Source organism: Flavobacterium sp., assembly GCF_041392085.1.
Lineage (GTDB): Bacteria > Bacteroidota > Bacteroidia > Flavobacteriales > Flavobacteriaceae > Flavobacterium.
On record NZ_JAWKMW010000006.1, the window covers coordinates 199,832 to 213,497 of the forward strand.

The window sequence follows — 13,666 nt, forward strand, 5'->3', positions numbered from 1 at the left end:
TATGTGAAACTTTTGTTACAATTCAGTTGGAATAAACAGACGAAATTTGTCTCATAAAAAAATATTAATTTATAAAAAACATAAAATGGAAAATCAAGTATTTATACCAAGAATTGGTGAACAAGCACCTGAATTTACTGCAATTTCAACACAAGGAACCATCAACTTTCCAAAAGACTATGAAGGAAAATGGGTTATCTTTTTTAGTCATCCGGCTGATTTTACACCGGTATGTACTTCTGAGTTCATGACTTTTGCCAGTATGGAAAAACAATTTCAAGAAGCAAATTGTGAATTATTAGGACTTTCAGTTGATGGATTATATAGCCATATAGCATGGTTAAGAACCATAAAAGAAAAAATTGAGTACAAAGGAATGAAAGACATTGAAGTAAAATTCCCTTTGATTGAAGATATCACGATGGAAGTTTCCAAAAAATACGGTATGATCATGGAAGGAGAAAGCAATACCAAAGCGGTAAGAGCAGTATTTTTTGTAGATCCAAAAGGAACTATCCGTACTATTTTATATTATCCATTAAGCATAGGACGAAATTTTGATGAAATTTACAGAGCTTTGATTGCGTTGCAAACCGCAGATGCTTTTGATATTGCATGTCCTGCAGATTGGATACCGGGTGATGATGTTATTGTACCCACTGCAGGGTCATGCGGAGTAGCCAAAGAACGCATGGATGATACTGAAAACTTAGATTGTAAAGATTGGTTTTTCTGTACCAAAAAATTAGACAAAGATTTAGTATTAAATACCGTTTTAAAAAAATAAAATCAAGGTAAGCAAATGTGAAGAAGCCGTTCTGAAAAGGACGGTTTTTTTTATTAAAAAAAAATTTCTAAAATTTATTGAAAAATTAGAATCCTAGAATTTTATCCATTAGCCAATTAGTGTGAGCGGCCGATTTTCCGAGAGAAGGATGAACAGAAACTCCTAAAAGATGGTCTCGCATGTTTTGAACATGATGGAGTTGAATGTTTTCGGGATGATTAATAAACAATTCTTTTGAACCATCTTGATTCGTCAACTGAATCGGTAGCTCTTCAAAAACAGCAAATCCAATTTTGCCTTTACTACCGATAATTTCTACTTTATCATTACGTTCAAAACTGCCAAAATTCCATGTTCCCGAACCCGTTACACCTGATTTATGCAGCCAATTGGCAACAATGGCATCTTTCGCAGAATAAAGATTTTGCTGGTTAAGACTAATTCCTTGGACTGAAGTAATTTCTCCAAAATAATGTACTAACAAATCGAGACCGTGACTGGCTAAATCTTCAAAATAACCTCCGGGTGCAATTGTCGAGTCGGTTCTCCAATTATATGTTTGTGCTAAATCAACCGGAGAGGGATTTTTACTTAAAAACCAACTAACATGACGAATTTCACCGATTTCATTTGAATCTAACCATTCTTTTATTTGATTGAATCGTGGTAATGACCTTCTGTAATAAGCTACGAATAAAGGTAATTTCTTTTCTTCAAAAGCATTGAGAATTTCTACGCACTCGTGATAATTTAAAGCCATTGGTTTTTCAATACAACAGGGCTTTCCGGCTTGAGCTACCTTTAATGCATAGAATTTATGTGAATCAGGAGGAGTAGCTATATACACCGCATCAATTTCTGGGTGATTAATCAATTCATCAGCATCTGTAAAATAGTGAGGTATTTTGTGCCGAAAAGCATAATCTTTTACTTTTTCAATATTTCTTCGCATGACGGCATGTAATTCAAATCCGTTTGTTTTTGAATAGGCTGGCCCACTTTTGCTTTCTGTTACATTACCACAACCAATAATACCCCATCTAATTGATTCCATGTTTTATTTAAATAATTTTTGAATTAAAAAAAGTTTTGATAAAAATAAGAGAATACCATCAAAGTATTGTAAATAAATAAAAAATATAATTTTTATATAAGTCAAAAATAAGTTAATCCATACAAGTTTTATATGTTTTTTGAATACTTTTGCAATCAAAATAAATAATCATAAAAAATGAAAAAAATAGTTGTTTTGCTTATCTCTGCTTCTTTGTTTATAGCATGTAATAAATTAGGGGATAACGAATTTGTTATAAAAGGAAGTGCTGAAGGAATTGAAAACGGGAAATTTATTATTCTTGAAACGCAAGATGAAAATATGAGTTTAAAATCCATAGATACAAGCGTAGTTATGGATGGAAAATTTGAGTTTAAAGGCATTTCTAATGAACCGGAGCTTCACTTTTTACAAGTGGAAAATATCCCCGGAAAGGTTGTATTTGTTCTAGAAAATGGAGAAATAAATGTTACGGTTTTAAAAGACAGCATCAATAAATCTAAAATTGGGGGTACATTTAATAATGAACAATTCGCAAAGTACAATTTAGGACAGACAAAAATTCAGAAGAAAATGGCTGACTACAGAAGTATTAACCAAAGTAAAATGGAAACAGCCGTTCAAGCAAATGATACACTAACAGTAAATGCATTACGAGATGGCTTTTTAAAATTAAAAGAAGAAGAGAAAAATTATAATTATACTTTTTGTGAAGAAAATCCAAAAGCCTACATCTGTGTATTAATGATTCAAAGTATGCTTTACCAACCTGAAGCTGATTTTGTTAGAATAGAAAAAATATTTAATAATCTAGACAATTCTATTAAGGAAACTAAACCGGGTAAATCAGTAGGAGAAATGATTAGCAATTCTTCTGCAGCCGAAGTTGGCAAGCAAGCACCGGAATTTTCCGCACCCAATCCGGAAGGAAAGATGGTTTCATTAAAAGAGTCTCTAGGAAAAGTTACCATTATTGATTTTTGGGCTTCTTGGTGTGCACCTTGTCGAAAAGAAAATCCAAATGTTGTTGCTTTATATGACGAATTTCATGACAAAGGTTTAAATATAATTGGTGTTTCTCTTGACAAAGAAGGTGACGAAAACAAATGGAAAGATGCTATAAAGGCTGATAAACTAACTTGGACCCAAATTTCTAACCTTCAATATTGGAACGAACCCATAGCAAAAAAATATAATGTGAAAAGTATTCCGGCAACTTTTATTTTAGATGCTTCCGGAAAAATTGTTGCCAAAGATTTACGAGGTGAAGAATTAAAAGCAAAAGTTATTGAATTATTAGGTTCCTAATTTTTAATAAATAAAGATAAGTAAAGTCCCCATATTGGGGATTTTTTTATTCTACTCATTCCCAAACCCTTATCATTTAAATGGAAATTATAGCGTAAAAAGGTTTGCACAATGTAAAAACAATTCTATATTTGCATCCGCATTATGCAGGGGGGAGATACTCAAGCGGCCAACGAGGGCGGACTGTAAATCCGCTGATTACATCTTCGCAGGTTCGAATCCTGCTCTCCCCACAAAACAAAAACTCCTGATACGTCAAAAGCTCGCTTTTGTAAGTAGTGGGAGTTTTTGTTTTGGGTAAGGTTTCCTCCACTCAGGTTCACCGAAGGTAATCCTGTCTCGCCAGCAAATAATGTCCTATGAAAAACCACGAAACCTTACCACAAAATTGAATTGAAGAAAGCTCGCTTTTGTAAGTGTCGGGGATTTTTGTCTTGGGTAAAAAAATAGCCCACGGTTTAAACCATGGGCCTATATTGTATGAATATAATAAAATTTTACCTCGAATAATTCGGAGCTTCCTTCGTAATCGTCACATTATGAGGATGGCTTTCCCCTATTCCACTGGCTGTTATTCGCACGAACCTTCCCGTTTCTTTTAAAGTCGGAATATCTTTGGCTCCGCAATAGCCCATACCGGCACGAAGACCGCCAATGAATTGTTGCATACTTTCGTTTAATTCACCTTTGTATGGAACTCGGCCCACTATTCCTTCCGGAACTAATTTTTTCACATCATCTTCTACATCTTGAAAATAACGGTCTTTGGAACCTTCTTGCATTGCTTCCACCGAACCCATTCCCCGGTAGGATTTGAATTTTCTTCCTTCAAAAATAATGGTTTCACCCGGCGATTCTTTTGTTCCGGCTAATAAGGAACCTAACATCACACAATCCGCTCCGGCTGCAATCGCTTTCGGAATATCTCCGGTATAGCGAATTCCACCATCCGCAATCACCGGAACGCCAGTATCTTTAATCGCTGCAGCCACTTCCAACACCGCAGAAAACTGTGGAAAACCAACTCCGGCTACTACACGAGTTGTACAAATAGAACCTGGTCCGATTCCGACTTTCACAGCATCGGCTCCGTTTTCTACTAAATATAAAGCGGCTTCAGGTGTCGCAATATTTCCAACCACCACATCCAAATTGGGAAACTTGGCTTTTACTTGCTTTAAAACCGTTACAACGCCTTGTGTATGTCCGTGAGCTGTATCGATTATGACCGCATCTACACCTGCATTTACCAAAGCGGTGGCACGTTCTAACGCATCAGCCGTTACGCCAAGAGCAGCCGCCACACGCAAACGTCCGAATTTATCTTTATTGGCAATCGGTTTTTGGGTTAATTTTGTAATATCCCGAAAGGTAATCAATCCAATCAATTTGTAGTCTTTATCAATCACTGGAAGTTTTTCGATTTTGTTTTCTTGCAAAATTCCTTCTGCTTGCTGTAAAGTCGTACCTTCTTCGGCTGTAATTAAATTTTCTGAGGTCATGACTTCCAAAATCGAACGTGAATTTATTTTTTCGAAACGTAAATCACGGTTGGTTACAATACCTTTTAAAATTCCGTTTTCATCCACCACGGGAATTCCACCAATACTAAATTCACGCATCGCTGCTTTTGCATCGCCAACTGTTGCGGTTAATGGTAACGTTACTGGGTCTAAAATCATTCCTGCCTCCGCTCGTTTCACTTTTCTGACTTTTGTGGCTTGTTGCTCAATGGACATATTTTTATGCAAAACACCTATACCTCCCTCTTGAGCCATTGCAATTGCCATAGAACTTTCGGTCACTGTATCCATTGCAGCAGAGGCAATTGGAACATTCAGTGTTATATTTCGAGAAAATTTAGATTGAATACTTACTTCGCGGGGTAAAACTTCAGAGTAGTTGGGAATCAGCAGAACATCATCGTAAGTTAATCCTTCGCCGATGATTTTAGTTGTGTGTGCTTTCATGGTTGCAATTTGTAGTTAAATTGCGTGCAAATATACAAAATTTAACGATACAAAATACGAATGAATTAACGGTTAAATTTTGAAGGCTTTTCTATCCTAACTAAAAAATAAGAAACCATACAATAATAAGAAGCTAATTGAAAAAAGACATTAATATAATTAAATAAATCAATAGGTTCGATAAAGTGATAAAATGAATAAAATACATCTGAAATCACTATACACAGGGCCATAATTGAAAAATATAATGCAGCTTTGGAAGCTTCTGAAAAGAAATTTAGTAATGATATAACAGTGAGAATCATTAATGTTAATCCATAAAACAAAAAGATGATATAACGTTCTGTAGATTCAGGTTCGATCAAATCGATGATGGAAAATAAGACAAATAATAGAAAAACAACAATCAAAATTCCTAACATGATATTGGAAACAGAAAGTTTTTGCGGCACTAAATCATCGACTCCGAATTTAATTAAAATACAGTAACTAATAAAAAAACACAGAATTATCCATAATACATCAAAATTCGAATCAAGTAAAAACAATATTTCACCAATAAAACAGGCTAATAAAGATATAGAAAACCACCAATTCATTCGTTTAAATCGGTGTTGTAGATAATAAAAATAGATTGCCGGAATTACTATAGGTTTGGCAAATAATTCTAACTCCTCAATATCAAAAAAAATGGCTGTCAAAACCAATAAACAGGAGAAGAAATACAGGTATAGAGCCGGTTTTTGTTTATTCATTGATTAATTCTATAAAGTCATTTTCACTAATAATCGGAATATTTAATTGATTGGCTTTTTCCAATTTGGCCGGTCCCATATTCGCACCGGCAACAACATAATCGGTTTTTGCTGAAATGGAACTTCCTACTTTTCCGCCGTTATCTTCGATGGCTTTTTTCAAATCATCCCGTGTAAAAGTTTCAAAAACACCCGAAACTACAAACGTTTTTCCTCTTAGTTTGTTGCTCACTTGCGTGTTTTTTTCAATCAATTCAAACTGAATTCCAACCGCTTTTAAACGCTCAATGATTATTCTATTTTCGCTATTCTCAAAAAATTCGATGACACTTTGGGCAATTTTATCACCAATTTCATCTACTAAAATCAAATCCATCAAACTGGCATTCGCAATAGCGTCTATATTTTTATAATGTTTCGCTAATTTTTTAGCGACTGTTTCGCCTACATACCGAATTCCCAACGCATACAAAACCCGCTCAAATGGTACTTCTTTTGATTTTTCAATTCCGTTGATTAAATTTTCCGCACTTTTTTGAGCCATTCGTTCCAACGGAAGAATTTGTTCGATTTTTAAATCATACAAATCCGCATAATTTTTCACTAAACCATTTTGATAAAGCAACGCCACCGTTTCGCCTCCCAACCCTTCAATATCCATTGCTTTCCGGGTAATGTAGTGCTGAATGCGACCAACAATCTGAGGCGGACAACCATAAAAATTCGGACAATAATGATTGGCTTCGCCTTCTTTACGTTCCAATTTCGTTTGACATTCGGGACAATACGTGATGTATTGCGTGGGTTCGGTTTCATTGCCACGCTCTGCAACGGCAATAATTTTCGGAATAATTTCACCGCCTTTTTCCACAAAAACTTTATCGCCAATGCGAATGTCTAGTTTTTCAATTTGGTCGGCATTGTGCAACGAAGCTCTTTTCACAATCGTTCCTGCCAATTGAACCGGTTCTAAATTAGCCACCGGCGTAATCGCTCCCGTTCTTCCTACTTGATAGGAAATCGAATTCAATCGGGTGGAAACTTGCTCCGATTTGAATTTATATGCCATGGCCCAACGAGGTGATTTGGCCGTATAACCCAATTCATCTTGGTATTGTAAACTGTTGACTTTGATAACTACGCCATCGGTTTCATAGGGCAAATCGTGGCGGTGTACATCCCAATAGGCAATGTAATCCAACACTTCTTGCATATTTTTGGCCAATTTGGATTGCGTGGGTACTTTAAATCCCCATTTTCGGGCATATTCTAATCCTTCAAACTGAGTTGTAAAAGGGAGACTTTTACCAATAATATTGTACAACAAACAATCCAATGGCCGTTTGGCCACTTCGGCACTATCCTGCAGTTTCAAACTACCGGAAGCTGTATTTCTTGGGTTGGAATAAGGGGTTTCGCCAATTTCAATTAGTTCCAGATTCATTTTTTCAAATCCGGCAAAAGGCAAAATAATTTCCCCGCGAATATCAAATTTTGGTGGATAATTTCCTTTTAATTGCAATGGAATCGAACGAATGGTTTTGATGTTGTTGGTCACTTCATCGCCTTGAAATCCATCGCCTCGCGTGACCGCTTTTTTCAATTTTCCGTCTTCATACGTGATGCTGATAGAAGCTCCGTCATATTTTAATTCACACGTATATTCCAAATTTACATTTCCTAAAATCTTTTGAATTCTTACTTCCCAATCCATTAAATCCTCTTTAGAATAAGAATTATCCAATGAATACATTCGATGTTCATGCACAACAGTGTTAAAATTTTTGGTAATACTTCCTCCTACTCGTTGTGTTGGCGAATTTTCATCAAAAAATTCAGGATGTTGCGTTTCTAAATCTTGTAATTTTTTTAGTAATTGATCAAACTCAAAATCAGAAATAGTGGGTTTATCCAACACATAATAGTTATGGTTGTGTTGGTTGAGTTCGTCACGAAGGGATTGAATTTTGGTTTGGATGTCCATTTTTTTAAAGGTACTAAGGTTCTGAGGTACTTAGGTTTACTTTGCGTTTACAATATTATCAATTTGTTGGTATAATTGTCCGTCACTTAAAATCGCTCCTTGTTGGATAATGTCAAATATAGCGGCATTGCGTTCGCCTTGGTATTCTTTTTTGCCAACGTGAATATCAATCGCATCGGTAAATAAATTATTCACCATCCATTCCAATCCTTTGGAAGTCATAAAATCAACTTCAGGTTCCAATGTTTTCAATACAATCGATCTTACTTCGGTATCCAAACAATTAAAAAGGAAAATATGATTTTTTGAAAAATGTTCTACGTATTTAGTTTGTACTAAAACGCCTTCCCAAATCAAATCTGAAAACACATCGAGCTCTTGTTCGGCTACTTCGGGTTTGTTAGTTTTTAAGTCATCCCATTCCTTTTTATCAATGGATTGTGTGGCTAAAAAGTTAGCAAATTCATGGTGTAAGGCTTCGAATTGTTCTTTAGTTAGTCTGGTGTATTTCATTTTTTTTCTGAGTTGCTAAGTCGCTGAGATTCTGAGTTGCTGAGAAACTAAGAAGCTTAGTTTTTAATTTTTCATTATTTTATAAGATCCCTCCTGCGTCGGGATGACAAGGTTAGGGAAATATTTTCTGTTAAAAACCATTTGCCCATAATCTTTTAAACTATTAAACCTTTAAACTTTATCCAATCACATCTAGTTTCGCAAACCTAAGCAACAACTTTTTTATCCCACCCACATCAAATTTTATTTCTGCTTTTTTGTCTGCTCCTACTCCTTCAATGCTTAACACTTCACCTTTTCCAAAACGTTCGTGCATTACAATATTTCCTGAAATAAGTCCCGAATCAAATAAATTGTTTGTTGATGGAGATTTACCGGCAACAGGTTTTAATTTACGTAGAGTTGACGAAGGTTCTTCACCATATCGTTTAGGTGGTGTTCCGTTGGTGGGTTTCGCTAATCGCAATTTTGATTTGTCCACATCGCCAAAAATATCATTGTCAATCATTGGTTTATAGCGATAACCGGTTTCAACCGGACTCACGTATTCCAAAAATTTGTCGTCAATTTCTTCAATGAAACGTGAAGGTTCACTATCCATCAGTTTTCCCCAACGGTAACGGGATTGAGCATAAGTCAAATAAGCCTGATGTTCTGCACGGGTCAAGGCTACATAAAATAAACGACGTTCTTCTTCCAGTTCACTTCGGGTATTTAAACTCATCGCACTAGGAAACAAATCCTCTTCCATTCCTACAATAAAAACCGTAGGAAATTCTAATCCTTTGGCCAAATGAATGGTCATTAACGCCACACGGTCGTCATCGCCGGTATCTTTATCTAAATCGGTTGCCAAGGCTACGTCTTCTAAAAACTCGGATAGAGCTCCGCGTGCACCATCAATTTCTTTTTGCCCTTCGATAAAATCTTTGATACCGTTAAGCAATTCTTCAATATTTTCAATGCGTTGAATCCCTTCAGGTGTGCCATCCTTCTTTAATTCCTGAATTAGTCCTGTTTTTTTGGTCACATGTTCTGCTAAATAAAAAGCATCTTGGTTTTCGTTGATGACCTGAAAACTTTTAATCATCATTACAAAATCTTCTAGTTTTTGCTTGGTTCCGGAGTTGAGCTTGAGGTCAATCTTATCTATATTTTCCATGACTTCAAAAATGGAACGTTTGTAATGATTGGCCGCCACTGTTAATTTTTCAACAGTAGAATCCCCAATTCCACGTGCGGGATAATTGATGACCCGAACCAAGGCTTCTTCGTCTTTTGGGTTGATGATTAATCGCAAATAACTCAACACATCTTTAATTTCTTTGCGTTGATAAAACGATAATCCACCATAAATTCGGTACGGAATGTCTCGTTTTCGCAAGGCATCTTCCATCGCACGAGATTGAGCATTGGTACGATATAAAACGGCAAACTCACCGTTTTTCATTTGGTTTCGCATCTTTTCTTCAAAAATGGTGGAAGCCACAAATCGCCCCTCTTCCCCATCGGTAATGCTACGATTGACCTTTATTTTAGGTCCGTCTTGGTTGTGAGTCCAAACCACTTTGTCGAGTTTGGTCTTATTTTTATCGATGATTGAATTAGCAGCTTGTACAATATTTTTGGTCGATCGGTAATTTTGTTCTAAACGAAAAGTTTGCACATCAGCGTAATCTTTTTGGAAATTCAGAATATTATTAATGTTAGCTCCACGAAAGGCATAGATACTTTGAGCATCATCACCTACTACACAAATATTTTGAAAGCGATCAGACAAAGCACGGACAATTAAATATTGTGAATGATTGGTATCTTGGTACTCATCGACCATAATGTAACGAAATCTATCTTGGTATTTAGCCAAAACATCCGGAAAACGACTGAGTAACTCATTTGTTTTGAGTAATAAATCATCAAAATCCATCGCTCCAGATTTGAAACAACGCTCTACATAATTATTATAAATTTCTCCCAATCTCGGTTTTTTACTCATAGCATCTTGTTCCATTAATTCCGGATTGTTGAAGTAAGCTTTGACGGTGATTAATGAATTTTTATACGAAGAAATCCTGCCCAACAATTGCTTGGGTTTGTAAATGTCTTTGTCGAGTTGCATTTCTTTGATGATGGCACCAATTAACCTCACACTGTCTTGGGTATCATATATAGTAAAATTACTCGGATAGCCTAATTTCTCCGATTCAATGCGAAGAATTTTGGCAAATACGGAGTGAAAAGTTCCCATCCAAAGGTTTTTTGCTTCGTTACTGCCAACGATATCAGAGATACGTTTTTTCATTTCACGAGCGGCTTTGTTGGTAAATGTTAAGGCCAAAATATTAAATGCATCTACACCTAAACTCATTAAATAGGCAATACGCATGGTCAACACACGCGTTTTTCCGGAACCAGCTCCGGCAATCACAATCATTGGCCCGTCTTTTTGAAGTACCGGTGCTCGTTGGGCATCGTTGAGTTGATTGATATATTCTTGTATCATAGTATTTATAGCAAATTTCAAAAATAAGCTTACTTGTGATTTATTACAATTAAAATTATTACGATTTATCAACTAAAATTCTATTTTTGTAGTTATGAAAATGTGCACTTGATGCATACAAAATTTTCTATCGGAATGCAGTAACAGCTCCAAATCATAAAACTAATAATATGGAATCAATTAAATGGATTGAACTTTTGTCGTACACTCTGCCGGCGATAATAACCGGAATTGTGGCTTATTCATTTTTTCATTTGCATCATAAAGGTCTGGAAGACAGACGAAAACATTTGATGCGAAAGGCGTTGCAAAAGGAGTCGTTGCCAATTCGTTTGCAGGCGTACGAGCGAATGGTTTTGTATTTGGAACGAATCAATCCGGCAAAATTATTGATTCGTGTGGCTCCGCTTTCGGATGATAAAAATGCATATGAGAATTTATTAATTCAGCAAATTGAACAAGAATTTGAGCATAATTTGACGCAACAAATTTATATTACAGAGGAATGTTGGACGGTGATTACCACCGCAAAAAACACTATCATTCAGTCGATTAGAAAGTCGAATATGAGTGACCGCGTGGATACTTCGCACAAGTTGAGAGAAGTGATTTTAAGTGATTTATTAGACAAACAATCACCTAGTTATGTGGCAATTAGTTATTTGAAATTTGAGGTAATTCAAATGATAAGTTAGTTTTCGAGTAATCGCTTTAACTGATTTTGTTCTGCGGAATTTAATGTCTGCAAAATCTCCTGAAAGTACTTTCTGTGTCGCTCAGTTTTGATTAATTCCCGAATTTGATTGCGTGCAAAAAGGGTGAATTGCCATTTGTGATGCGTAGTGGCGTTGACCAAATTTTGAAGAATGTTTTGGTCGTTTGGATTCAGGTAAAGTAAATTGGTTAGTGCATTTTGGCGGATTGAACTTTCGTATTTTGGAGAAGAATAATCTAATAACTCATCATAAAAATTTACTTTATTATTCACTTCGTAACCTTCTGAAATCAAGGCCAATGTGAGCCATAAAATTCGTAAATTTTTATCGTTAAATCCGACCCAGTTTTTGGATAAATTGAGGTAATATTCTTGTCGTTCGGGAAATAATTTCCATAACGTTCCCAATGCGATTTCTTTAGTAATATAAGAATCATCGTTGAGCAACGTTTCGTATTCCGACTGAAAATTGCGTGGAATTTCAATCATAATTCGCGAAACTGACTGACGCACTTTGGTATTTTTGGAAGCCAAAGCGAGGTTTAGCAATTCTTCCTTCTCTTCAAAAGGAATTTCAGCCAATTGAAAAATCACTTCTTCTTTGATAGGATAAAAATTGTTACTTTTTAAAATGGTTTCAAACAAGGCTGCTTTTTCCACAAACGGTTTGGGTTGTTGTTCGATCAATTCTAAATATGATTTTATGAAACTGTTTTTCTTTAGCAAATCCAGTGCTTGATTGACTTCAAATCCTGATTTCTCAAGCCAATTTAGTTGAAAATTTGCTGTATCAAAATTGGAAACTGCGTTAACTTCTTTAAGAAAATGAGTTGTATTAACGTTTTTAAAGCCATATTTTTTCAAGTAATTTTTGACAGCTTTTTGAAAGTTTTCTGCTCCGATACTTTCTCTTAAAAAGTGCAAAGCCCAAGCTCCTTTTTGATAAAATGTAAGCGAACTTGCTTTTTCATTCAATAACGGAATCGTATCGGTTTTAGAAGCTTGTTGCAAACGCTCGGCCATTTCATACAATTCCCATTGAAAATAATCGTCGCCAAAAAGTTCTTTCTCTGCCAACAAAGCATAGTAGGTTGCGAAACCTTCTTGCAACCAATGGTGTTTACCGGTTTCGGCGGTAATCAGATTACCAAACCATTGGTGAGCCAGTTCGTGTGCGTTGACGTTAATATAAGTTTTATCGTTAAACCCGATTTCATCCACCACAAAATCTTGTGAAAAAATGGTAGAAGTGGTGTTTTCCATTCCGGAATACAAAAAATCACGAACAGCAACTTGGCGGTAAACTTCCCAAGGATACTTCACACCTATTTCTTGTTCAAAAAAGTTGAAAATTTGGGTGGTGTATTTGTACGTTGTTTCAAATTTATTTACATCTTTTTCATCTAAATAAAATTCTAATGGCGTTCCCGATTTAGTTTTGGCTGTTTGCTTGGCGAATTTTCCGATGGCCATCATCACTAAATAAGATGACATTGGTTTTTTCATTTTATAGTGCCAAATTTTATTTGGATTTGAAAGTGAAGGGTAAATCGTTGTTTCGTCTAGTTTTCCATTAGAAAGAACTTCAAATGATGAATCAAATTCTAATGATAAATTAAAGATAACTTTTTCATTTACATCATCAAAACTGGGTAACCAATGGCTGGTGAATTTTCCTTGACCTTGTGTCCAAATTTGTAAATTTTCTCCTTCTCCGATAAAATAAAGCGTTTGTTTGGGAATAGCTTTGTAGTTAAAAGTCAGCGTGTTTTTACCTTTTTTAAATCCTTCAAATAATTGTAGAGCTTTTTGAGAATTTTTAAAATTTACGGTTTTACCGTTGATTTTTACGTTAGAAAAACCCATTCGAATCGCATCAATAGTAATGGTATCGATGGAAGACAGAACCTGAAATTCATACTTTACTTCTCCTGAAATTGATTTTTCAATCGGATTCGGAAGTAAAGTCGCGTGTAACGTTTTAAAATCAACTTTTTGAGATTGTTGAGCGAAGGAGATGGAGAAAAAAAGTAAAAAAAAGTATCGCATGAAATCTTTGAATGAATAACAAAGATAC

At 35.5% G+C, this 13,666-nt stretch carries 10 protein-coding genes and 1 tRNA gene; 4 read left to right on the top strand and 7 right to left on the bottom strand.

Annotated features, from left to right (window positions below; translation table 11 throughout):
* Nucleotides 1-85: 85 nt before the first annotated feature.
* Nucleotides 86-787 (top strand): peroxiredoxin, encoded by a 702-nt coding sequence (locus R2782_RS05740; RefSeq protein WP_371267119.1) that lies wholly within the window; start codon nt 86-88, stop codon nt 785-787.
* Nucleotides 788-872: 85 nt separating this feature from the next.
* On the opposite strand, the gene R2782_RS05745 is transcribed toward R2782_RS05740, so the two are convergent.
* Nucleotides 873-1,841 (bottom strand): Gfo/Idh/MocA family protein, encoded by a 969-nt coding sequence (locus R2782_RS05745; RefSeq protein WP_371267120.1) that lies wholly within the window; start codon nt 1,839-1,841, stop codon nt 873-875.
* Between the two features lie 177 nt (nt 1,842-2,018).
* Here R2782_RS05745 and R2782_RS05750 point away from each other — a divergent pair, with 177 nt between their 5' ends.
* Both R2782_RS05750 and R2782_RS05755 read left to right on the top strand, forming a co-directional pair.
* The gene (locus R2782_RS05750) at nt 2,019-3,149 is read left to right on the top strand and encodes a redoxin domain-containing protein (protein WP_371267121.1); all 1,131 of its coding nucleotides are present in this window, start codon (nt 2,019-2,021) and stop codon (nt 3,147-3,149) included.
* Between the two features lie 151 nt (nt 3,150-3,300).
* Nucleotides 3,301-3,382: transfer RNA gene (locus R2782_RS05755), tRNA-Tyr, on the top strand.
* 264 nt (nt 3,383-3,646) lie between these two features.
* Here the strand turns inward: R2782_RS05755 and guaB are convergent.
* From guaB to R2782_RS05780, 5 genes are all read right to left on the bottom strand, one after another.
* On the bottom strand, nt 3,647-5,119 hold the full coding sequence (guaB, locus tag R2782_RS05760; protein WP_371267122.1) for an IMP dehydrogenase: 1,473 nt from the start codon (nt 5,117-5,119) through the stop codon (nt 3,647-3,649).
* A 65-nt stretch (nt 5,120-5,184) separates the two neighbouring features.
* Nucleotides 5,185-5,874, bottom strand: a complete 690-nt coding sequence (locus tag R2782_RS05765) for a lysoplasmalogenase family protein (protein ID WP_371267123.1) — start codon at nt 5,872-5,874, stop codon at nt 5,185-5,187.
* Nucleotides 5,867-7,858 (bottom strand): NAD-dependent DNA ligase LigA, encoded by a 1,992-nt coding sequence (gene ligA, locus R2782_RS05770; protein ID WP_371267124.1) that lies wholly within the window; start codon nt 7,856-7,858, stop codon nt 5,867-5,869. Before ligA ends, R2782_RS05765 begins: the two co-directional genes overlap by 8 nt.
* A gap of 36 nt (nt 7,859-7,894) precedes the next feature.
* On the bottom strand, nt 7,895-8,371 hold the full coding sequence (locus tag R2782_RS05775; RefSeq protein ID WP_371267125.1) for a DUF6495 family protein: 477 nt from the start codon (nt 8,369-8,371) through the stop codon (nt 7,895-7,897).
* A gap of 178 nt (nt 8,372-8,549) precedes the next feature.
* The gene (locus R2782_RS05780; RefSeq protein ID WP_371267126.1) at nt 8,550-10,874 is read right to left on the bottom strand and encodes an ATP-dependent helicase; all 2,325 of its coding nucleotides are present in this window, start codon (nt 10,872-10,874) and stop codon (nt 8,550-8,552) included.
* A 170-nt stretch (nt 10,875-11,044) separates the two neighbouring features.
* On the opposite strand from R2782_RS05780, the gene R2782_RS05785 reads away from it, so the two are divergent.
* Nucleotides 11,045-11,569 carry a hypothetical protein gene (locus R2782_RS05785; RefSeq protein ID WP_371267127.1) on the top strand — a complete coding sequence of 175 codons (525 nt, stop codon included), beginning with the start codon at nt 11,045-11,047 and terminating at the stop codon, nt 11,567-11,569.
* Here R2782_RS05785 and R2782_RS05790 read toward each other — a convergent pair.
* Complete coding sequence (locus tag R2782_RS05790) at nt 11,566-13,638, bottom strand: M1 family metallopeptidase (protein WP_371267128.1); 2,073 nt, start codon at nt 13,636-13,638, stop codon at nt 11,566-11,568. The two genes, R2782_RS05785 and R2782_RS05790, sit on opposite strands and share 4 nt — an antisense overlap.
* Between the last annotated feature and the right edge of the window lie 28 nt (nt 13,639-13,666).